This is a genomic window from Glycomyces paridis (assembly GCF_004912155.1).
Lineage (GTDB): Bacteria > Actinomycetota > Actinomycetes > Mycobacteriales > Micromonosporaceae > Glycomyces > Glycomyces paridis.
Genome location: NZ_STGX01000009.1, coordinates 172,665 through 194,137, shown reverse-complemented (window position 1 = coordinate 194,137; position 21,473 = coordinate 172,665). Strand labels below are relative to the sequence as shown.

General features: G+C 71.7%; 18 protein-coding genes. 6 read left to right on the top strand and 12 right to left on the bottom strand.

Going from position 1 to position 21,473, the window contains the following annotated elements; all coding sequences use genetic code 11:
* Positions 1–49 precede the first annotated feature (49 nt).
* On the bottom strand, positions 50–1,267 hold the full coding sequence (locus E9998_RS13845; RefSeq protein ID WP_136530289.1) for an NAD(P)/FAD-dependent oxidoreductase: 1,218 nt from the start codon (positions 1,265–1,267) through the stop codon (positions 50–52).
* A 200-nt stretch (positions 1,268–1,467) separates the two neighbouring features.
* Between E9998_RS13845 and E9998_RS13840 the strand changes: the two genes are divergently transcribed.
* Positions 1,468–1,929, top strand: coding sequence for a hypothetical protein (locus tag E9998_RS13840; protein ID WP_136530288.1), 462 nt, complete (start codon positions 1,468–1,470; stop codon positions 1,927–1,929).
* A 1-nt stretch (position 1,930) separates the two neighbouring features.
* Here E9998_RS13840 and E9998_RS13835 read toward each other — a convergent pair whose 3' ends face one another.
* The 7 genes from E9998_RS13835 to E9998_RS13805 form a co-directional block, all read right to left on the bottom strand.
* Positions 1,931–2,467, bottom strand: coding sequence for a hypothetical protein (locus tag E9998_RS13835; protein ID WP_136530287.1), 537 nt, complete (start codon positions 2,465–2,467; stop codon positions 1,931–1,933).
* Between the two features lie 87 nt (positions 2,468–2,554).
* The gene (gene hepT, locus E9998_RS13830; RefSeq protein ID WP_136530286.1) at positions 2,555–2,983 is read right to left on the bottom strand and encodes a type VII toxin-antitoxin system HepT family RNase toxin; all 429 of its coding nucleotides are present in this window, start codon (positions 2,981–2,983) and stop codon (positions 2,555–2,557) included.
* Positions 2,980–3,390: a nucleotidyltransferase family protein gene (locus E9998_RS13825; RefSeq protein WP_136530285.1), complete on the bottom strand. Its 411-nt coding sequence runs from the start codon at positions 3,388–3,390 to the stop codon at positions 2,980–2,982. Before E9998_RS13825 ends, hepT begins: the two co-directional genes overlap by 4 nt.
* Positions 3,391–3,437: 47 nt before the next feature.
* The gene (gene narI / locus E9998_RS13820) at positions 3,438–4,181 is read right to left on the bottom strand and encodes a respiratory nitrate reductase subunit gamma (protein WP_136530284.1); all 744 of its coding nucleotides are present in this window, start codon (positions 4,179–4,181) and stop codon (positions 3,438–3,440) included.
* Entirely contained in the window at positions 4,178–4,819 is a 642-nt protein-coding gene (gene narJ / locus E9998_RS13815) for a nitrate reductase molybdenum cofactor assembly chaperone (RefSeq protein ID WP_136530283.1), read from the bottom strand. Before narJ ends, narI begins: the two co-directional genes overlap by 4 nt.
* Positions 4,816–6,516, bottom strand: coding sequence for a nitrate reductase subunit beta (narH, locus tag E9998_RS13810; protein ID WP_136530282.1), 1,701 nt, complete (start codon positions 6,514–6,516; stop codon positions 4,816–4,818). The genes narJ and narH overlap by 4 nt, the downstream gene beginning before the upstream one ends.
* Positions 6,516–10,184 (bottom strand): nitrate reductase subunit alpha, encoded by a 3,669-nt coding sequence (locus E9998_RS13805; RefSeq protein WP_136530281.1) that lies wholly within the window; start codon positions 10,182–10,184, stop codon positions 6,516–6,518. The genes narH and E9998_RS13805 overlap by 1 nt, the downstream gene beginning before the upstream one ends.
* 165 nt (positions 10,185–10,349) lie before the next feature.
* On the opposite strand from E9998_RS13805, the gene E9998_RS13800 reads away from it, so the two are divergent.
* From E9998_RS13800 to E9998_RS13785, 4 genes are all read left to right on the top strand, one after another.
* Entirely contained in the window at positions 10,350–11,540 is a 1,191-nt protein-coding gene (locus E9998_RS13800) for an MFS transporter (RefSeq protein WP_136530280.1), read from the top strand.
* 84 nt (positions 11,541–11,624) lie between these two features.
* Entirely contained in the window at positions 11,625–12,494 is an 870-nt protein-coding gene (locus tag E9998_RS13795) for an ABC transporter ATP-binding protein (protein WP_136530279.1), read from the top strand.
* Positions 12,491–13,678: an ABC transporter permease gene (locus tag E9998_RS13790; protein ID WP_136530278.1), complete on the top strand. Its 1,188-nt coding sequence runs from the start codon at positions 12,491–12,493 to the stop codon at positions 13,676–13,678. The genes E9998_RS13795 and E9998_RS13790 overlap by 4 nt, the downstream gene beginning before the upstream one ends.
* A 97-nt stretch (positions 13,679–13,775) precedes the next feature.
* Positions 13,776–14,483, top strand: a complete 708-nt coding sequence (locus tag E9998_RS13785; RefSeq protein ID WP_136530277.1) for a hypothetical protein — start codon at positions 13,776–13,778, stop codon at positions 14,481–14,483.
* An 84-nt stretch (positions 14,484–14,567) separates the two neighbouring features.
* Here the strand turns inward: E9998_RS13785 and E9998_RS13780 are convergent, their stop codons facing one another.
* The 3 genes from E9998_RS13780 to E9998_RS13770 form a co-directional block, all read right to left on the bottom strand.
* Positions 14,568–15,974: an NCS2 family permease gene (locus E9998_RS13780; RefSeq protein ID WP_240037612.1), complete on the bottom strand. Its 1,407-nt coding sequence runs from the start codon at positions 15,972–15,974 to the stop codon at positions 14,568–14,570.
* A 426-nt stretch (positions 15,975–16,400) separates the two neighbouring features.
* Positions 16,401–17,438, bottom strand: coding sequence for an LPXTG cell wall anchor domain-containing protein (locus E9998_RS13775; protein WP_136530276.1), 1,038 nt, complete (start codon positions 17,436–17,438; stop codon positions 16,401–16,403).
* A 257-nt stretch (positions 17,439–17,695) separates the two neighbouring features.
* A complete protein-coding gene (locus E9998_RS13770) occupies positions 17,696–18,397 on the bottom strand; it encodes an LPXTG cell wall anchor domain-containing protein (protein ID WP_136530275.1) in 702 nt (233 codons plus the stop codon).
* 190 nt (positions 18,398–18,587) lie between these two features.
* Here E9998_RS13770 and E9998_RS13765 point away from each other — a divergent pair, with 190 nt between their 5' ends.
* Positions 18,588–20,867, top strand: a complete 2,280-nt coding sequence (locus tag E9998_RS13765) for a glycosyl hydrolase family 95 catalytic domain-containing protein (RefSeq protein ID WP_136530274.1) — start codon at positions 18,588–18,590, stop codon at positions 20,865–20,867.
* A gap of 81 nt (positions 20,868–20,948) precedes the next feature.
* Here the strand turns inward: E9998_RS13765 and E9998_RS13760 are convergent, their stop codons facing one another.
* Positions 20,949–21,452 (bottom strand): hypothetical protein, encoded by a 504-nt coding sequence (locus tag E9998_RS13760; protein WP_136530273.1) that lies wholly within the window; start codon positions 21,450–21,452, stop codon positions 20,949–20,951.
* Positions 21,453–21,473 lie beyond the last annotated feature (21 nt).

Sequence of the window (21,473 nt, the reverse complement as noted above, 5' to 3'; positions counted from 1 at the left end):
CAGAGGCCGGTCCCCGCACGGGGACCGGCCTCTTCGCGTACATGCTCGGTCAGCGGAACGCTTGCAGCGCTTCGGTGTCGGCCTCGCCGCCGCGGATGAGCGCCTCGATCTCGCCGACGCGGTCCCAGGTGTTCACGGCCATGCCCGCGAGCACCCGGCCGCCGCCGACCCAGAACGCCGCGAACTCCAGCGACTCGACCGAACCGGAGACCACGACCTCGTCGTAGGCGCCCGGACCGGGCACGAAGCCGACGTACTCCATGCCCAGGTCGTACTGGTCGGTGAAGAAGTACGGGAGCTTGTCGTAGGGCGTCTCGTCGCCCAGCATCGCCTTCGCGGCGTGCACGCCGGTGTCGATCGCGGTCTGCCAGTGCTCGACCCGGATCGGGCGGCCGAAGTGCGGGGACGGGACGCTGGCGACGTCCCCCGCCGCCCACACGTCCGCCCCGCTGGTGCGGAGCGTGCCGTCCACCGCGACCCCGCCGCCGAGCTCGCGTTCGCGCAGGTTGAGCCCGCCCGCGACCGCGAGGCCCGCGTTCGGGGTCGCGCCGACCGCCAGAAGCACCACATCGGCCGCGACGCGGCGCCCGTCCGCGGTCTCCACGCCTACGGCCCGGCCGTCCTCGCCGAGAATCCGCGCGACCTGCGTGCGCCGCCACAGGTCAACGCCGTGGTCGGTGTGGAGCTTCCCGAAGACGAGCCCCATCTCGGGCCCGAGGACGCGTTCGAGCGGCTGCGCGCCGAGCCCGAACACCGTGACCTCGCGGCCCATCTGCCGCGCCGAAGCCGCGACCTCCATGCCGATCCAGCCGTCCCCGACGATCGCGACCCGGTCGGCCTCGCGGATCGCCGCCGCGAGCAGGTCGGCCTGGTCGACGGTGCGCAGCAGGTGGACCCCGCGCAGGTCGGCCCCCGGGATCGGCAGCGGCCGCGGGCTGGAGCCGGTCGCGATCAGGAGCTTCGCATAGTCCAGGGTGGACCCGTCGGCGAGCGCGAGCCGCCGCGTCTGCGGGTCGAGGCCCGTCGCGGGCTCGCCGGTGCGCAGTTCGGCGTTCTGCTCGAACCAGTCCTCGCCGATGGTGAAGGCCGCCCCGCGGTCGGCCTCGCCGCGCAGGTAGTCCTTGGACAGCGGGGGCCGCTCGTAGGGCCGGTGGGGTTCCCCGGTGACGATGACGACGTCGCCTTCGTGCCCCTGGTCGCGGAGGGTCTGCGCAGCCTTCGCGGCCGCGAGGCCGCCCCCGGCGATGACGATCGGTGCGTTGCTCATGTGCGTCTCCCCAACGGCGTGGCCGCTCCGGCTCTCGTAGGCGTCGGTTCCATTGTCGCGCCGATCGGGCCGCGGCGGGCGCATCGGCGGGCCCGAGTCGGCTTCCCGCAGAGGAGACCGGTGAACCTTGTCGGCGGGCCCGAACCGGCTCGCCGACTCGGGGCTCGCCATCCCACCCGGCCGCTGGCAGCATTGGCGTCATGGACCGCTACGAGTACCCGCCCGTCGACCGCATCGACCCTTTCGACGTGCGCCGCGGGCAGCCGCAGTTCATCGTCTTCGGCGGCGGCCGCTCCTCCTACGCCACCACCGAGCGCCCCGACCTGCTCGGCCTGAAGCTCGCCGACTGGATCCCCATGGGCTACAAGGTTCTGTCCTTCGCCCAGAAAGCGGCCGTCTTCCGGCGCGGCAAGCCCGCCCGCGAATGGCCCCTCGTGGTCGACGGCCCCGACGAGGAACCGCCCCTGGACGACCGGCCCGGCCTGCGCCAGACCCACGCCTGGAAACGCAGCTCCTGCGGCTACCGCCTCCAAGTCCCCGGCCGCGACCTCCACGTCCTCGGCTACGACCGGACCGAAGCCGACGAGGCCGCAGCCGCCGCCTCCCGCCCGAGGGGCCCCGCCGCACTGTGGTTCGTCTACGACGTGGCGAACTGGCACTGACTCACGCGCGGCGGCGGCGCAGCACGATCCAGACGGCGGCCGCCGCGACCAGCGCGGCGGCGCCGACGACCGGCCAGACCGGGAAGGGGGCCAGACCGGACTCGCCGGGTTCGGGCGCGTACGCCTCGACGTCGAAAACGATCGGACCCTCATCGAGCGCACGGGAACCGCCGCACAGCCCGGCGTGCAGTTCGCCGTCTTCGAAGTAGGCGACGACCAGGTACCGCTCGCCTTCCGGCGGACGCCACCCGCACGACGCGTCGCCGCCGATGGTCACGACCCCCTGGCGCTCCGACACTTCGCCCTTGTAAACCTCGTCCACCTCGAATTCGAGCGTCGCCGGTCCGTCGGCGACACCGAACTGGAATCCCTCCTCGTCGATGTCGTCCAGGGTGCCGGTGAACACCGCGTCGGCATCGGCGAACGCCTCGGCGTCCGTCTGCTCGACGCAACTGCACGCGCAGGCGGCACCCGGCGTGGCCGCGATGAGGAAAAGTGCGAGGACGGCGGCGAAGGCCGCCGCGAGAGAACGGCGCATCGAGCACTCCAAGGGGTCGGAGGTCCGGAAGGGACGACCCTTCGACGTCCGAAGCCCGACCGCGGTTCCCGGCGGCGGGTCGGCAGCTCAGGCGACGAAGCGGGCGACGGCGCGGATGTACTCGCGGTACCCGTTGAGCGTCATCGGAATCGCGGCGGCGAGGATCTCTGGGTCTGTCTCCAGATACTCGTGGATGAGCACGTTCCGCAGGCCGGTGCTCGGGCCGAGGTCGGCGGCGAGCTCGGGCGTGATCGCGCCGGTCTCGGCTGCGAGCTGGAACGATTCGCGGTAGTTCTGCGCCGCCCGGCCCAGACGGTCGGCCACGAGGTGCTGGTTGACCGAGACCGCGATGTCGATGACCTGGGTGACGATCCGCTCGACCGCGAGCCGGACGATATCGTCCGGCTGCATTAGCGCCAGGTCGTCGGGGGCGATCTCCTCAAGGCGGTCGAGGAGGCGACCCATGAGCTGGAGGTGCTTCGCGACGATCGCCTGCGTTCGTTCCGTCGTGCTCATCGAGCCATCAGCTTCAGGCTCAGCGCCCGCATCGGGGCGGTCTCGGCGTACTGCTTGAGCGCGGCCATGCGGACCTCGAAGAAGCGGCCGGGGGTGTGCTCGTACAACGGGATCGTGCCGAGCAGCGCCTCCTTCCGGGCGACGGGGTCGGCCCGGTCGAGGACCATCACGTCGATGTCGCAAGGGCCGGTCAACTCGGTGAACGCCTCGTACAGGTCGAGCAGGGCGAGCTTGCGCCCGCGGCGGGTCGACACGGCGAGGTCGAGGTCCCGCGGTGACGGTGCGCCCCGCGCCACCGAGCCGAACACGACCACGAGGTCGAGGTCGAACCGGTCGCAGAGCGCGTCGAGCTCACCGCTCGCGGCGGCGCGCCGCAGGCGGTCGAGCGCCTCCACCGGTGTGGTCATGCCCCCACCTTAGTTGCCGGGGGCGTCCGAGCGCATCGGAGTTCGGGTCAGGACCAGCCTCTTCGGGTGGGCCTGGCCGCCGGGGTGGGCTCGCGGTCGCGGGTGCGGTAGACGACGTAGGGGCGGAAGAGGTACCAGACGGGGGCGCTGAAGGCGTGGACGAGGCGGGTGAAGGGGAAGAGGGCGAAGAGGGCGAGGCCGATGAGGGCGTGGAGTTTGAAGGCGGCGGTGGCGGCGGACATGGCGGCGACGTCGGGTTGCAGGATGAAGACGGAGCGGAACCAGGGGGAGACGGTCTCGCGGTAGTCGACCTCGTGTTCGCCGTTGAGGCCGGCGACGGCGGAGAGGAGGGTGGTGGTGAGGCCGGCGAGGATCGCGGCGACGAGGACGAGGTACATGACCTTGTCGTTGACGGTGGTGGCGCTGAAGACCGGGCCGGTGGTGCGGCGGCGCCAGATGAGCAGGGCGATGCCGCCGAGGGTGGTGACGCCCGCGATGCCGCCGAGGGTGAGCGCGGTGACGTGGTACTGGTCGTTGGTGATGCCGACGGCGTCGGTCCAGGACTCGGGGATGAGCAGGCCCACGACGTGGCCGATGATCACGACGAGGAGTCCGAAGTGGAAGACGGGGCTGGCGATGCGCAGCAGCCGCGACTCGTACAGCTGCGAGGACCGCGTGGTCCAGCCGAAGCGGTCGTAGCGGTAGCGCCACACCGTGCCGCCCACCAGGATCGCGATGACCACGTAAGGCAGCGCGCCCCACAGCAGGTAGTCGAGGGCCGTAGGGTTCAACGCTTGCCTCCCATCGCCACGGGCATGCCCAGCGGTACCGTCGCACCGCGCCCGTAGGGGTCGAGCCCGACGTCTTCGGCGGGAGGTCCCGCGGCGGCGAGGCGGGCGGCCTCGCGGCGGGCTTCGTCGGGGGGCGGCAGGGTCGCGGCCACGGCATCGAGCACGTCGGCGTACGGGCTGGCGCACTCGTGGAGCGCCGAGCGCAGCAGTTCGACCCCCGGCTGGAAGGCCTCCAGGAGGCGCAGCCCCTGGACGCGGTCGCCGCGCGCGGCGAATTCGAGGACCACCGCGAGGTGGTCGGGCAGTTCGGCGGCATGAAGCCGCCAGCCGCAGGCGGCGTACACCTCCTTGACCCGCGCGAGCGCGTGCCCGCGCCTGCGGGTGTCGCCGTCGGTGTAGTAGGTGAGGTGCAGGGCGCGGCGGCGCTTGAGATCGAAGGTGCGGACGTAATCGGCTCCTAGGTCGAGGTCGCTGGTGGTGCGAGCGTGCGAGCAGAAACGTTGGAGCGCTTCGCGTTCGGGGGACGGGGCGAGCTCGGCGAGCGCGGCCTCGACCAGCGGCAGGCGCCCGAGCGCCTCGCGGTCGGGGTAGCACAGGAGCATCGCCGCGGCCTGGCGGACGACGTCGTGGTCGCTCATCGCGCCTCCTCCTCGTCGCGCCCCGCGGGGCGCCGCCGGTCGGGGAACAGTCCGGGCGGGCGGCCGTTGCCGTCCCAGTTGAGGAGGTTGAGGCGCCGGGCCGGGCCGGAGTGCCCGTCGCTGGTCTGCCGGTCGCGCAGGGCGTGGAAGGTCTCGACGCTGGCGGGCTGCGGCTGGCCGGAGGCCTCGCCGAACGGGACCTGGCCGCCCATGCCGCCCATGCCGGGGCCGCCCTCGAAGTCGAGCGAGCAGCCGATCTCGTCGATGACGCCGCGGTCGGCCTCGTCGACTCCGTACGCGGTCGGGATGACGTACCGGTCGTCGTACTTGGCGAGCGCCAGCAGCCGGTACATGCGCTCGATGTCGGCGCCGGTCATGCCGACCGCTTCGGCGATGGACTCGTCGGGCCGGCGTCCGAGGTTGATGCGGCGCATGTAGGAGCGCATCGCGGCGAGCTTGGCGAGGACGTCCTTGACCGGCCCGGGGTCGCCCGCGGTGAACAGCTCCGCGAGGTACTCCACGGGGATGCGGAGGGTGTCGATGGCGGCGAAGAGGTTGTCGGCGTCCTCGCCGTCGTGCCCGGTCTCCGAGAGCGCGTCCACGACCGGCGAGAGCGGCGGGATGTACCAGACCATCGGCATGGTCCGGTACTCCGGGTGGAGCGGCAGGGCGACGCGGAAGCGCTTGGCGAGCAGGTGGACCGGCGAGCGGCGGGCCGAGTCGATCCAGCGTTCGGGGATGCCGTCGCGGATCGCGGCGGCCTGCACCTCGGGGTCGTCGGGGTCGAGGAACACGTCGAGCTGGGCCTCGTAGAGGTCCTTCTCGTCCTTGACGGCGGCGGCCTTGCCGACGCGTTCGACGTCGTAGAGGACGACGCCGAGGTAGCGCAGTCGGCCCACGCAGGTCTCGGAGCACACCGTGGGCATCCCGACCTCGACGCGCGGGTAGCACAGCGTGCACTTCTCGGCCTTGCCGGTCTTGTGGTTGAAGTACACCTTCTTGTAGGGGCAGCCGGTCACGCACATGCGCCAGCCGCGGCACCTGTCCTGGTCGACCAGGACGATGCCGTCCTCGGCGCGCTTGTACATCGCGCCGGAGGGGCAGGAGGCCACGCAGGACGGGTTGAGGCAGTGCTCGCAGATCCGCGGCAGGTAGAACATGAACGCCTGCTCGTACTCGAAGCGGACCTTGTCGCCGATCTTCTGCACGATCGGGTCGTTGGAGGCGAGTTCGGCGCCGCCGGCGAGGTCGTCGTCCCAGTTGGCGCTCCACTCGATCCGCATGGGGTCGCCGGTGATGAGGGAGCGGGGCCGGGCCCCGGGGATGTCGTCGCCGAGCGGGGCGGTGACGAGGTGCTCGTAGTCGTACGTCCACGGCTCGTAGTAGTCCTGGAGGGACGGCATCTTCGGGTTGGCGAAGATCGTGGCGAGCTTCTTGAGCCGCCCGCCCGCGCGGGGCTTGAGGCGCCCGGCGGCGGTGCGCCGCCACCCGCCCTGCCAGCGCTCCTGGTCCTCGTGGCGGCGCGGGTAGCCCTGTCCGGGGCGGGTCTCGACGTTGTTGAACCACACGTACTCGACGCCGGAGCGGTTGGTCCACGCCTGCTTGCAGGTGACCGAGCAGGTGTGGCAGCCGATGCACTTGTCGAGGTTCATGACCATGGCGACCTGGGCCATGACCTTGCCGATCTTCTGCGCCATCAGTACTGGACCTCCGTCTTGCGCTTGCGCACGACGGTGACCTCGTCGCGCTGGTTGCCGGTCGGTCCGATGTAGTTGAACGCGTAGGAGAACTGGGCGTACCCGCCGATGAGGTGGGTGGGTTTGACGAGGAGGCGGGTCAGGGAGTTGTGGATGCCGCCCCTCTTGCCGGTGGTCTCGGTCTTCGGGACGTCGACCACGCGTTCCTGCGCGTGGTACATGTAGACGGTGCCCTGGGGCATCCGGTGGGAGACGACGAGGCGGGCGGCGACGACGCCGTTGCGGTTGACGGCCTCGACCCAGTCGTTGTCCTTCGCGCCGATGGCCTCGGCGTCGGCGGGGCTCATCCAGATGTTGGGGCCGCCGCGCGAGAGGGTGAGCATGAGCAGGTTGTCCTGGTATTCGGAGTGGATGGACCACTTCGAGTGCGGGGTGAGGTATCTGACGGCCACGGCCTTCTCGCCGGTGGGGCCGATCTCGGGTTCGCCGAAGAGTGCGGCCATGTTGAGCGGGGGCCGGTAGACGGGGAGGGCCTCGCCGAACTCGTGCATCCAGTCGTGGTCGACATAGAAGTGCATGCGACCGGTGAGGGTGTGCCAGGGCTTGTCGTGCTCGGTGTTGATGGTGAAGGGCGAGTAGCGGCGGTCGTGGGCCTCCTTGCCGGACCATTCGGGGCTGGCGCCGACGGGGGTGGGCGCGTGCTGGGTGTCGGAGAAGACGACGCGGCGTTCGGCGGTGCCGTGTACGAGTTCGTCGAAGTCGGTGCCGACTCTGTCGGCGAGGCGCGCGAAGCCTTGGGAGGCGAGGCGGCCGTTGCTGGTGCCGGAGAGGGCGAGAATCATCTCGCAGGCCTTGACGTCGGTGTCGAGGAGGGGGCGGCCTTCGGCGGGGCCGGGGCCGGCGGTGCCGTTGCGTTCGGCGAGCCAGCCGATCTCGACGTCGGGCGTGAAGGTGACGCCTTTGACGGGCAGTCCCTTGGTCTCGGCGAGCGGGCCGAGTGCGGCGAGTTTCGCGGCGACGGCGGGGTAGTCGCGTTCGACGGCGATGATCGCGGGCATGGTCTTGCCCGGGATCGGCTGGGCGCCTTGGGCTTTCCAGTCGGGGGCGATGCCGCCGGGCTGGGCGAGTTCGCCGGGGGTGTCGTGCTGGTGGGGGGCGGCGACGAGGTCGGTGGCGACGCCGAGGTGGTCTTCGGCGAGTTCGGAGAAGCGGCGGGCGAGCAGGTGGAAGGACTCGAAGTCGGTGCGGGCCTGCCAGGGCGGGTCGATCGCGGGCGAGAAGGCGTGCACGAAGGGGTGCATGTCGGTGGTGGAGAGGTCGTGCTTCTCGTACCAGGTGGCGGCCGGGAGCACGAGGTCGGAGAGCAGGGTCGTGCTGGTCATGCGGAAGTCCATGGAGAGCAGCAGGTCGAGCTTGCCCTGGGGGGCCCGCCCGTGCCAGACGACGTCGGCGGGCCGGTGGTCGGGCCCGGCCTCGGCGCCCTGCACCGAGTTCTGGGTGCCGAGGAGGTGCTTGAGGAAGTACTCGTCGCCTTTCGCGGAGGAGCCGAAGAGGTTGGCGCGCCAGACGGTGAGCACGCGCGGCCAGTTCTCGGGCGCGTCGGGGTCCTCGGCGGCGAAGCGCAGGTCGCCGGAGGCGAGCTCGCGGGCGACGTACGCGCCCGGTTCGAGCCCGGACTCCTTGGCCTCCTGGGCGAGCAGGAGCGGGTTGCGGTCGAACGTGGGGTAGGAGGGCATCCAGCCCATGCGGGCGGAGGCGGCGACGAGGTCGGCGGTGTGGCGGCCCGCGAGCGTGTTCGCGCCGGTGGCCGACAGGAGCGCGTCGGCGTCGTAGGTGTCGTACCGCCACTGGTCGGTGTGCAGGTACCAGTAGGGGGTCGCGGCCATGAAGCGCGCGGGCCGGGTCCAGTCCATCGCGGAGGCGTAGGCGGCCCAACCGGTCTGGGTGCGGCACTTCTCCTGGCCGACGTAGTGCGCCCAGCCGCCGCCGTTGACGCCCTGGCAGCCGGTGAGCAGCAGCAGCGTCAGGAACGCGCGGTACATGGTGTCGCCGTGGAACCACTGGTTGGTGCCCGCGCCGAGGACGATCATGGCCCGCCCGCCGGAGTCGCGGGCGGTGGCGGCGAACTCGCGGGCGATGCGGATCGTGCGCTCGGCCTTGACGGAGGTCACCGACTCGGCCCACGCAGGCGTGCACGGGTGCGAGGCGTCGGTGTAGCCGAGCGGCCAGCGGCCGGGCAGGCGCGGCCGGGCGACCCCGTACTGGGCCAGGAGCAGGTCGAACACGGTGGTGACGAGGCGGCCCTGGACGCGGCGGACGGGCACGCCGCGCAGGACCTCACCGTCCCCGCCGTCGAAGCGGGGCAGGGCGATCTCGGCGGTCTGGCAGCCGTCCTCGTACAGCGTCAATCGCGGCGTCGCCCCTTCGAGGTCGAGGTTCCAGCGGCCGGGCCGGTCGGGGTCCCAGCGGTGGCCGAGCGTCCCGTTCGGGGCGACGGCCTCGCCGGTCGCCTCGTCGAGGAACACCGGCTTCCACTCCCCGTACGGCTCCTCGCCGGGGAGGGCGCTGCGGAGCAGGAACTTCCCGGGCACGAGCCGCCCGTCCCGCTCGGCGAGCTCCACGAGGAACGGCAGGTCGGTGAACTTGCGGACGTACGCGTCGAAGGCCTCGGTGCGCTCGGCCACGAAGTGCTCGGCGAGGATCACGTGGCCCATCGCCATCGCCAGCGCCCCGTCGGTGCCCGGGTGCGGGGCCAGCCACTCGTCGGCGAACTTCGCGGCGTCGTTGTAGTCGGGGGCGACGGTGACGACCTTCTGGCCCCGGTAGCGGGCCTCGGTCATCCAGTGCGCGTCCGGGGTGCGCGTGACCGGCACGTTCGATCCCCACAGGACGAGGTAGGCGGCGTCCCACCAGTCCCCGGACTCGGGCACGTCGGTCTGGTCGCCGAAGACCTGCGGGCTCGCCACCGGCAGGTCGGCGTACCAGTCGTAGAACGACAGCATCGAGCCGCCGAGGAGGTTCACGAAGCGGGCGCCGACGCCGTGCGAGACCTGCGACATCGCCGGGATCGGGCTGAACCCGGCGATCCGGTCGGGGCCGTAGGCGCCGATGGCGTGCACGTGGGCGGCCGCCGCGATTTCGACCGCCTCGTCCCAGGTGATGCGCACGAGCCCGCCCTTGCCGCGCGCCGACTGGTAGCGGGCGCGCTTGGCGGGGTCGGTGGTGATCTCGGCCCACGCGGCGACCGGGTCGCCCAGGCGGGCCTTGGCCTCGCGGAACATCTCGACCAGGACGCCGCGCCCGTACGGGTAGCGGACCCTGGTGGGCGAGTACGTGTACCAGGAGAACGCCGCGCCCCGCGGGCAGCCGCGCGGCTCGTACTCGGGCCGGTCGGGGCCCACGGAGGGGTAGTCGGTCGCCTGGGTCTCCCAGGTGATGATGCCGTCCTTGACGTACACGTTCCACGAGCACGAGCCGGTGCAGTTGACGCCGTGCGTGGACCGGACGACCTTGTCGTGGGACCAGCGGTCGCGGTAGAAGACGTCGCCCTCGCGCCCGCCCTCCTTGAAGACCGCACGCAGGTCCCCGGTGGCGCCGGAGCGGGTGAGGAACACGCCGGTCCGCAGCAGCAGGTCGGCCGCGCCCGGGGCCTGGTCGTGCTCGGTCATCTCGCTCGCTCCCTTCGGACCGCGCGGCCGACTGCGCGGGGCCCGGTACCGCGCCCAGATTAGGCGCTTTCACCGCTCCGAAGAGGACGAATCGGCATACTGTGCGGGGGTCCGCCGCAGGCGCCCCGACCAGTGAGGATGCCTCGGCATCGGGAGGGAGTCGATATGGGCGCCAACGCGACCGCGCCTCGCGGGGCCGGGAGGAACCTGGCCCTGGCGACCGCCGCCTTCGCACTCACCTTCTGGGCGTGGAACCTCATCGGCCCGCTCTCCAAGACCTACTCCGAGGACCTCGGGCTCGACCCCACCCAGACCTCGCTCCTCGTCGCCTTCCCCGTCCTCGTCGGCGCGCTCGGCCGCATCCCCGCGGGCGTCCTCACCGACCGCTTCGGCGGCCGCGTCATGCTCACCGTCGCCTGCTTCGTCAGCACCGTCCCGGTGCTCCTGGTCGGCCTCTCCGGCGGATCGTATGCGGCCCTGCTGGTCTCGGGGTTCCTCCTCGGCCTCGCCGGGACCTCCTTCGCCGTCGGCGTCCCGTTCGTGAACGCCTGGTACCCGCCCGCGCGGCGCGGCTTCGCCACCGGCGTCTTCGGCGCCGGCATGGGCGGCACCGCCCTCTCGGCCTTCCTCACCCCCCGGCTCGTCGACGGCATGGGGCTGCTGCCGACGCACCTGCTCATGTGCGCCGCGCTCGCGGTCATGGGCCTGGTCTGCTGGACGTTCGCGCGCAACGCCCCGCAGTGGAGCCCGAGCACCGAGCCGGCGCTGCCGCGGCTCAAGGGCGTCATGAGACTCAAGGTCACCTGGCAGATGTCGCTGCTGTACGCGGTGGCGTTCGGCGGCTTCGTCGCCTTCTCGACCTACCTGCCGACGATGCTGGTCACCGCCTACGACCTCGCGCAGACCGACGCGGGCCTGCGCACGGCCGGGTTCAGCCTCGCCGCGGTCGTCGCCCGGCCCGCCGGCGGCATCCTCTCCGACCGGGTCGGGCCGCTCAAGGTCTGCCTGACCTCGTTCTTCGGCGCCGCGATCATGGCGGTGCTCCTCGCGTTCGAGCCGCCGCTGGAGGTCCCGGCCGGGACCGAGTTCGTGCTCATGGCGCTGTTCCTGGGCCTGGGCACCGGCGGCGTGTTCGCCCTCGTGGCCGAACTGGTCGAACCGGCCCGCGTCGGCGGCGTCACCGGCGTCGTCGGCGCCGCGGGCGGGCTCGGCGGCTACTTCCCGCCGCTCATCATGGGCGCCGTCTACCAGGCGCGCGGCGACTACTCGGTCGGCCTGCTGCTCCTGGCGCTCACCGCGCTCCTCGTCGGCCTGTTCACGCTCAAGGCGTTCCGGCGCACGCCTCAGCCGCGGTGATTCCTTCTCGCGAAGGAGGTCGGCCCGGCGGAATCCCCCGTGAGACGGAAGACCCGGGGTCCGCCGCGCCTCTAGGGTGAACACATGCTCGAAATCAAGGACCTGCACAAGCGGTTCGGCGACACCGTGGCGCTCGACGGCGTGTCGCTCGCGGCCGCCGCCGGCGAGGTGGTCGGCTTCGTCGGCGCCAACGGCGCCGGCAAGACCACGACCATGCGCATCGCGATGGGCGTCCTGGCCGCCGACTCCGGCCAGATCGTCTACAACGGAGCCCCGCTCGGCGTCGAACAGCGCCGCCGGTTCGGGTACATGCCCTCCGAACGGGGGCTCTACCCGAAGATGAAGACCGCCGAGCAGATCGCCTACTTCGGCGAGCTGCACGGCATGACCCGCGCCCAGGCCCGCGCCTCGGCCGCGGCCCTGCTCGAACAGCTCAACCTCTCCGACCGCGCCGGCGACTTCGTCCAGGACCTCTCGCTGGGCAACCAGCAGCGCGTCCAGCTCGCCGTCTCCCTCGTCCACGACCCCGAGGTGCTCGTCCTCGACGAGCCCTTCTCCGGACTCGACCCGATCGCCGTGGACGTCATGGGCACCGCCCTGCGCGACCGCGCCGCCGCCGGGGCGCCCGTCATCTTCTCCAGCCACCAGCTCGACCTCATCGAGCGCCTGTGCGACTCCGTCGTCATCATCGGCAACGGCAGGATCATCGCCTCCGGCACCGTCGAGGAGCTCAAGGCCAAGGAGGTCAAGCAGCTGCGCGTCTCCGTCGACACCGACGAGGACCTCACCGGCCGCCTCCCCGGCACCGTCACCCGCGACGGCGACGACTACCTCGTCGAGGACACCGACGACCAGGAGGTGCTGCGCATCGCGGCCGCGGCCGGGCGCGTCACCCACTTCGCGTACGACCAGCCCACCATCGCCGAGATCTTCCGAGAGGCCGTGACCCGATGAGCGACCAGACCTCCGAGACCTCCCGGATGCGCGGGCTCATGCTCGTGGCCGGACGCGAGATCCGCGTCCGGGGCCTGTCCAAGGCCAACATCGTCAGCATGATCGTCACCGTCGTCATCGTCGGCATCCTCGCCGCGCTGCCGAGCTTCCTCGGCGGCGACGACGCCGACGAGAAGATCGGCCTCGCCGGGACCGGCGCCGACGCGATGCAGACCCAGCTCGACGCCATGGGCGGCTTCGACGTCACCCTGTTCGACTCGGCCGCCGAGGCCGAGCGGGCCGCCGAGGACGGCGACGTCGAGGCCGCGGTCGCCGACGGCCGCGTCTACAGCGAGAACGGCCTCGACTCGGCCGTCCAGAACCAGCTCGACTCCGCCTGGCAGGCCGCCAGCGTCCAGACCAACCTCGGCGACGCCGGCCTCACCGACGCCCAGATCGCCGGGGCGCTCACCGTGCAGCCGCTGGAGTCGGTGACCTTCGGCGACGACAGCGGCACCGACTCGATCACCGGCTACTTCACCGGCCTGGTCATCTCCATCATCATGTTCATGATGCTCATGACCCCGGTGCAGTACATCGCGATGGGCGTGGTCGAGGAGAAGTCCAGCCGCATCGTCGAGATCCTCCTGACCAGCCTCAAGCCCTGGCAGCTCTTGGGCGGCAAGGTCATCGGCCTCGGCGTCATCTCCCTGGTCAACCTCGTCGCGATGGTCGCGGTCGGTCTCGGCGTCGCCTCCGCGACCGGGATGCTCTCCGACCTGCCGCCGGGCACCGCCTCCGCGGCGGTCTCCAGCATCGGCTGGTGGCTCATCGCGTTCGCGCTCTTCGGCACCCTCGCCGGCGGCGTCGGCTCGCTCGTCTCGCGCCAGGAGGAGTCCGGGTCGGTCCTGACCCCGCTCATCATGTCGCTGACGCTCTCCTACCTCGGCGCGATCTTCCTGCTCAACGCGCCCACGAGCACCTTCGCGGTGGTCCTGTCGATCGTGCCGCCGTTCTCGGGGATCGCGATGCCCACCCGCATGGCGATCGCCGAGGTCCCGGCCTGGCAGATCGGCCTCTCCGGCGTGCTCCTGGCGCTCGCCGCGGCCGGAGCGCTCGCGCTCGGCTCGCAGCTGTACAAGCGCTCGGTGCTCTACACCGGCTCGCGCATGAAGATCAGCGAGGCCCTGCGCCGCGCCGCCTAGCGCCGCAAGGAAACCGGGACGGGGTCGGACGCGATGCGCGTCCGGCCCCGCTCGTTTCAGACACCGCGCGCGAGTCGCGGCGAAGTAGCATGTGCCGGTGAATTCCGCAAAAGGAGCGCTCGGCGTCATCGCCGCGGTGATCGGCGTCGTCGCCAGCGTCGTGGGCATCATGGTCGGCGTCCAGCAGCTGCGCGGCGACGACCCCGCGAAGGACGCCGCCGAGACCGAGCAGACCGGCCAGGACGCCGCCGACGAGGCCGCCGACGAGGCCGCCGAAGAGGGCACCACGGCGGCGGCCCCCGCGCCCGAGAGCACCTGGACCCCCGAGAACCCCGGCGCCCAGCTCATACTGACCACCGTGGAGGACGCGGCGGGCGACTGCCAGTACCTCCACGTCGACTTCGACGCCGAGTTCGGGGACCCGATGCAGCCCGTCGCGAGCTCCAGCATCCGCGCCGAGGCGACCGACGACCTCATCTGGAACCCGTGCGAGAACGGCGACGGCATCTACGTCGCCTCGCTCACCAGCGCCGGCACGACCGCGGCCGCGCCCCTCGACGCCGGATCGCCCTCCCCCGAGGACTGCATGGACGCGGTCAACGCGGCCGGCGGCGCGAACGCCCTCCTGAACCTCCAGCTCAGCTTCGCCGACGACGGCCTCACCGGCCTCAGCGGCGGCACCTCGCTGTGCGTGTGGAACCCCGAGACGACCCGCCTCACCGTCGCCGTCTCGGAGAGCCTGGAGGAGAACGACTCCCAGGACCGCATCGTCACCTACTGGGTCCAGACCTACCTGCCCGCGTAAAAGACCCGAGAACGGAGGACGCCCCGGGAGTCGACTCGACTCCCGGGGCGTCCGCGTTCCGGAGGGCTGCTCCGCGAGACCGCGTTACTCGGTCAGGAACAGGAAGTACCCGATCGAGGCGAGCATGAGCACCCAGGCGATCGGGTGGACTTCCTTCCAGCGGCCCTTGGCGGCCATCATGATCGGGAAGAACACCAGGCCCAGGGCGATGCCGTTGGAGATCGAGTAGGTCAGCGGCATCGCGGCGACGATGAGGAACGCCGGAATCGCGTACTCGAGCTTCACCCATTCGATCTCGCCGAGCGCCTTCGCCATGAGCACGCCCACGACGATGAGCGCGGGCGCGGTCACCGACGGGTTGTTGGCGACCAGGCCGAACACCGGGAACGCCACCAGCGACACGAGGAACCAGAACCCGGTGGTCACGGCGGTCAAACCGGTCCGGCCGCCGACGGAGACGCCCGCGGTGGACTCGATGTAGGCCGTGGTGGTCGAGGTGCCGAGCACGGCGCCCGCCGAGGTCGCGATCGAGTCGGTGGCGAGGGCGCGCCCGGCGCGCGGGAGCTTGCCGTCCTTGACGAGCCCGGCCTGGCCGGCCACGGCGAACAGCGTCCCGGCGGTGTCGAAGAAGTCCACGAACAGCATGGTCAGGATGACCGCGATCATGTGGACGGTGAAGGCGTCCTCGAAGCCGGTGAAGGCCGCGCCCGCCGCGTCGAGGTTCGGCGTGAACCCTTCGGCCAGCTGGAGGTCGATGACGCCGGTCGCGAGGCCGAGGCCGAGCGTGGCGAGCATCCCGTAGAAGACGCCGCCCTTCCAGCCGAGGACCATGAACACGGCGGTGACGACGAGGCCGAACACCGTGAGGAGCACGGTGCCTTCCGAGAAGTCGCCGATCTTCACCAGCGTCGCGTCGGAGCCGACGACGAGCCCGCCGTTCTTGAGGCCGATGAACGCGATGAACAGTCCGATGCCCGCGCCCACGGCCAGTTTGAGCTGGGCGGGAATGGCGTTGATGATGTACTCGCGCGCGCCGGTCACGGCGAGGAGGAAGAACAGGACGCCGGACACGAGCGTGCCGGTGAGCGCGGTCTGCCACGGGATGCCGAGGGTGAGGACCACGGTGAACGCGAAGAACGCGTTCAGGCCCATGCCGGGCGCGGTGGCGATCGGGTAGCGGGCCCACAGGCCCATGACGAGGCAGCCGAGTGCCGAGGCGAGCGCGGTGGCCGTGAAGATCGCCCCCGGGTCGGGGGCGGTGCCGTTGGCGATCGCCGCCAGCGGCTCGGCCGGGTTCAGGGCCTCGGAGAGACCGAAACTGAGGATGCCGGGGTTGACGGCGAGGATGTAGGCCATTGCCAGGAACGTCGTGGTCCCGGCGAGGACCTCGCGCTTCCAGTTGGTCTTGTTCTCGGTCATCCCGAAGTACTTGTCGACGCGGCCGAGTCCGGGCTCGGGCGCGTCCTTCTTCTTGGTGGCTTCGGTGGCCATGTGGCGGGCACTCCTGTGAAGGCGCGGTGGATGCCGGGCAGCAGGCACCTCGGGAAACAGGGTAATGGGGCGGGTACTGAACCTGCGGGTAATGTACCGGGTCCGCCAACGAAAGCAAAGCGTTCGGGCGCGCGAAACATGAGTTTTACGCACGCGATATGACGCGGAGAACAGCGACGCCCCGGAGCCAAGGGGGGGACGGCTCCGGGGCGTCGATTAGGGTCGAGCCCCCGGTGGCAGGATTCCGGGGGCTCGACAAGGACCGCACCGTCAAGCAGCGGGCGGTAGTCCGTCGTCTCCGGCCCGTCGCTCGCGCGCCGGGCCTCCTGCCTTGAGACAACTGCTAAACGCGGCGGTGTCGCGCTCGGTTGCATCACAGTTCGATCACGAATCCGAGCGTGAGGACGGTACCGCCGCCGTGCGGTCCTAAGCGGTCTCGCGCCTGCGGCGCATGAAGACCAGGAGCACGACGCCCGCGGCCATGAGGACGCCGGCGGCGACCAGCACGAACGAGAGCGACGAACCCGTGGTCGGCAGGATCGACCCGGCCGGTGAGGTCGAGACCTCCGCAGGCGCCGAACTCGACGGCTCGGCCTCGGCGCTCGACTCGGCCGGGCTCGACGTCTCCTCGGCAGGACTGGAGGACTCCTCGGTCGGCGCTTCAGAGGTCGGCGCCTCGGAAGAGGGAACCTCGGACGACGGCGCGTCGCTCGTGGGCGCTTCAGAAGTCGGCGCTTCCGAGGTGGGCGCCTCGGACGTCGGTGCCTCGGACGTGGGCGCTTCGCTGGTCGGCGCTTCAGAAGTCGGAGCCTCAGAGGTCGGTGCCTCGCTGGTCGGCGCTTCGGACGTCGGGGCCTCGGAGGTCGGTGCCTCCGAAGTGGGAACCTCGGACGACGGCGCGTCGGTCGTGGGCTCCTCCGTGGTGGGCGCCTCGGTGGTCGGCTCCTCCGTGGTGGGCTCCTCGCTCGGGGTCTCCTCCCCCGGGGGCTCCTCGGTGGCCGGGCAGGTGTGCGTCAGGTTGAACCGCTTCTTCTTGTTGCCGTCCTCGTCCTTGAGCTTCACCTCGGCCGTGGCGTCGATGAGGGTGAGCCCGGCGGGCGTGATGATGTAGGCCTTGTTGTCGCCGCTCCCGGAGACGATGCCGCCGTCGTCGTCGGTGTTGAACCGCACGACGTTGCCGTCCTCGTCCTGGAAGACCGCTTCGATGTACTTGAAGTTGCCCTTGGCGCCCACCGAGGAGGGCAGCACGAACACCCAGCCGTCGAGCCAGTAGGCGGTGTCGCCGGGGATCTGGTCGCAGCTGTTCTTGAAGTCCTCGGCGGTCGTGGGCACGTTGCCGGGGTTGATGTCGATGGTGGAGAGGCCGCCCGCCATCGCGGGCACGGCGAACGCCAGCGCCGTCGCGGCGGCGAGGCCGGCCGCGGCGATCGCGCCGAGCGTCTTGTGTCTTCTGGTGAGTTTCAAGATGGTTGACTCCGTGATGGGTGGTCGAAGGGCCGAAGGGTCGAACGCACCGGATTCGACGGCGATGTCGGCCGCGCTTCGATGAGGATCGGGCGCTGGATTCACGCCGCCGGGGAACGCGAAGTTGCGTCTCATTCGGATGATCGTGTACTCGACCGAACGGCTGACCTGCCAAAACGGTCCTTAATCCCACGAAGACGACGACGCCCCCGAGGCAGTGCCTCGGGGGCGTCGCGGGGGCCTTTCGGCCTTGGGGACTACCAGTCCTGGGCCGCGCGGCGGCGGCGCATCAGGAACAGGACCGCTCCGGCGGCGGCGAGGGCCGCGGCCGAGACGAGGGTGATCGTCAGCGGCGTACCGGTGGTCGGGAGGGTCGAGCCGACCGGGGTGGTCGACTCCTCACCGGGCGCCGAGGGGCTCTCGGAGCCGGGGGCGCTGGGGCTCTCCGAACCGGGGGCCGAGGGGCTCTCCTCGGGGCTGGACGGGTTCTCGCCCGGCGAGCCGGGGCACGCGTGGGTGAGGTTGAACTTGGCGCCTTCGGCGGGGTCCTCGACCTCGGCCTCGGCGTCGGTGAGGGTCCAGCCCGCGGGGGTGATGATGTAGGCCTTGTTGTCGCCGCTGCCGGAGACGATGCCGCCGTCGGCGTCGGTGGTGAGGACGTGCTCGCCGCCGTCGCCGTCCTCGAAGGTGGCGGTGACCGAGATGAAGTTGCCTTCGGCGCCGGCGGCCGCCGGCAGCACGAAGACCCAGCCGTCGACGTCCGCGGCGAGGTCGCCGGGGAGGTTGTCGCAGGAGTTGTCCTTGAAGTCCTCGGCGGTCGTGGGCACGTTGCCGCCGTTGATGGGGATCACGGCGACCGCCGCGTGGGCGGGCGAGCCGAAGGCGAGGACGCCGGTGAGGCCCGCGGCGGCGGCCAGGCCGAGCGCGCCGCGGGAGGTGAGGGATCGATTGCGTTCCACTGTGAATGCTCTCCGTGTAGTGCTGCCTAGGGAGCGAACGTGCCGGGTTCGGGGTTGGGGCACACCATTCACGTTCACTGCGAACGTGAGGTTGCAACACGTCAGAGTGAAGCATCCTCGGAGACCGGGGCCGCGGCGGGGCGCCCTCACCCGGCGCCGAAGCGGACCGGGAATCCTATAGGATCGGGTCATGGCAGAGGCATTGAAGCTCGTCTACGACACGCCCGCAAGCGAATGGCACGACGGCCTGCCCCTCGGCGACGGCCGCGTCGGCGCGATGCTGTGGGGCCGCCGGATCGACCTGAACGAGGACGGATTCTGGTCCGGCGACGGGTCGTGGGCGATCCCCGAAGGCGCCGAAGGGCTCGCCGCCGAGGCCGCCGAACTGGTGCGCCGCGGCGAGTTCCACGCCGCCGACCAGGTGCTGACCGGTATGCGCGGCAGCAGCCCCGAGGCCTACCAGCCCGCCGGGTCCCTCGTCGCGACGCACTCCGACGACGCGGCTCCCGAGCACCGGGAGCTGGACCTGCGCGACGGCGTGGCGACGGTGGTGCGCGGCCGGGTCCGCCAGGAGGCGTTCGTTTCGGCCGCGCACGGCGTGCTCGCGGTCCGGTGGACCACCGTGGAGCCCCTGGGCGAGCCCTTCGACCTCGACCTGGAATTCGACTGGCCGCACGAGCGCGGCAGCACCCTGGCCGACTACGACGAGCTGCGCTTCACCGGGCACGCGCCGGTGAGCGTCGCCGACGGCGTCCCCGACTACTCGACCACCGAGGGCGTGCGGGGCCTGGGGCTCAACGCGCAGCTGCGCGCCGACGGGGACGTGACCCCGCGCAGCGGCGGGCACCGCTTCTCAGGCTGCCGCCTCGTGGAGGTCTACCTCTCGCTGCACTCCGGCGAGGACCGGAACGCCGCGTTCGAAGCGGCGCAAAGCGACTCGCGGAGGGCGGCGGCGAACGGCTGGGCGGCGCTGCTGGCGGCGCACGTCGCGGCGCACCGGTCCGTCATGGACCGGGTGGAACTGGACCTGCCCGCCGCCGAGACCGGGGCGTCGACCGCCGAACGGCTGCGGCGGCGCGCGTCGGGCGAGGGCGACGAGGGCCTGGCGGTGCTCGCGTTCCAGTTCGGACGCTACCTCCTGGCCGCCTCCTCGCGGCCCGGCACGCAGGCCGCGAACCTCCAGGGCATCTGGAACCGCGAGGTCACGCCGCCGTGGAACTGCGACTACACGACGAACATCAACGTCGAGATGAACTACTGGCCGGCCGAGACCTGCGGCCTGCCGGAGTTCCACGAGCCCCTGTTCGACCTCGTCGGCGAGCTCGCCGAGGCCGGCGCCGAGACCGCCCGGCGCCTGTACGGCGCGGGCGGCTGGTGCTGCCACCACAACACCGACTTCTGGCGTCTGACCACCCCTGTGGACGGCCGGGCCTGCTGGCAGTCCTGGCCGATGGCCGGCCTGTGGCTGTCGATGCACCTCGCCGAGCACTGGCGGTTCGGCCGCGACGAGGAGTTCCTGGCCGACCGGCTCCCGATCGCGCTCGGCGCGGCGCGGTTCGCGTTCGACCGGCTCACCGAGGGCTCGGACGGCACGCTCGTGACGAGCCCGGCGACGAGCCCCGAGAACGAGTTCGCCACGCCGCAAGGGAACTCGGCGGTGGACGAGACCACCGGCATGGACACGGCCCTGGTCCGGGAGCTGTTCGCGTTCGTCCTCGAAGCGGCCGACGTGGTCGCCGAGACCCTGCACGGCGCGGACCTCCAGCTCGTGGAGGGCATCAAGGAGGCCATGCCCCGCCTGGCCGTCCCGAAGGTCGGCGCCGACGGGCGCCTGCTCGAATGGGCCGCCGAGCGCGAGGAGGCCGAGCCGCACCACCGGCACGTCTCGCACCTGTACGGGGTCTTCCCCGGCGACTCGCTCGCCGACGAGCCCGAGCTGCTCGACGCCGCGCGCGCGAGCCTGGAGGCGAGAGGGGACGCGGGCACCGGCTGGTCCCTGGCGTGGAAGACCGCGCTGTGGGCGCGTCTGGGCGACGGCGACCGGGCGCACCGGCTGCTCGGGGAGTTCCTGACCCCGGTCGGGTTCCGCGGGGCCGGGGCCGAGTACGCCGACGGCGGCGTCTACTCCTCGCTGCTGTGCGCGCACCCGCCGTTCCAGATAGACGGGAACTTCGGCACCACCGCCGCGATCGCCGAGATGCTCGTGCAGTCGCACCGCGCCGTCGACGGCGTGCCCGTGGTCGAGCTGCTGCCCGCGCTGCCCTCGGCCTGGCCCGAGGGCGAGGTCCGGGGCCTGCGGGCCCGCGGCGGCGTCACCGTCGCGAGCCTGGCGTGGCGGGACGGGAGGGTCGCGGAGGTCGCGCTGCGCGCCGAGGTCGACACCGCCGTCCACGTGCAGGTGAACGGCGTCCGCCTGGGCCGCAAGGACCTCGCGGCCGGAGAGACGTGGCGCCCGGCGATCGGCGCATAGGACACAGGGGAGCGGCCGGAGTCCGAGGACTCCGGCCGCTTGGGTATGAAGGCGGCGGCGCCGGCCGGCGCCGCGTGCCGATCAGCAGGAGGTCGCCACCGCCGACTGCGCGACGGCGATGCCGCAGACGGACCACTGGAGCGCTCCGGTGACGTCCGCGTTGACCAGCGAGACCCCGCTCCCGGGACCCACCGGTTCGGTCGGGCCGGGGATCGAGTTGTCGCAGTCGAACGACTGGGTCGTCGAGGCGACCGCGATGCCGCAGACCTGCCACTTGGCGAAGTCGCGCAGGTCGACGTTCGCGACGGCCGGCATCCCGCCGTAGCCCCCGGGGGACTCCGGCAGCGGCACGCCGTTCGCGGCCAGCTCGTCCTGCGACGGGGAGCCGAGGACGGTGCCGCACGTCGACTGCGCGAGCGGGCCGAGTTCGTCGGCCTCGCACACGGCCGGCAGCACCGAGTCGTACTCGGACTCCACGTCGACGACCGTGAGCCAGTCGGGAGTCGAGGCCGACGCGGACGCTCCCGAGAGCGCCGCCGCCGCGGCTGCGGCCGCGGCGACGGCTGCAATGGTGGTGTTGCGCATGTTCCTCAACCCTTTCTCGAC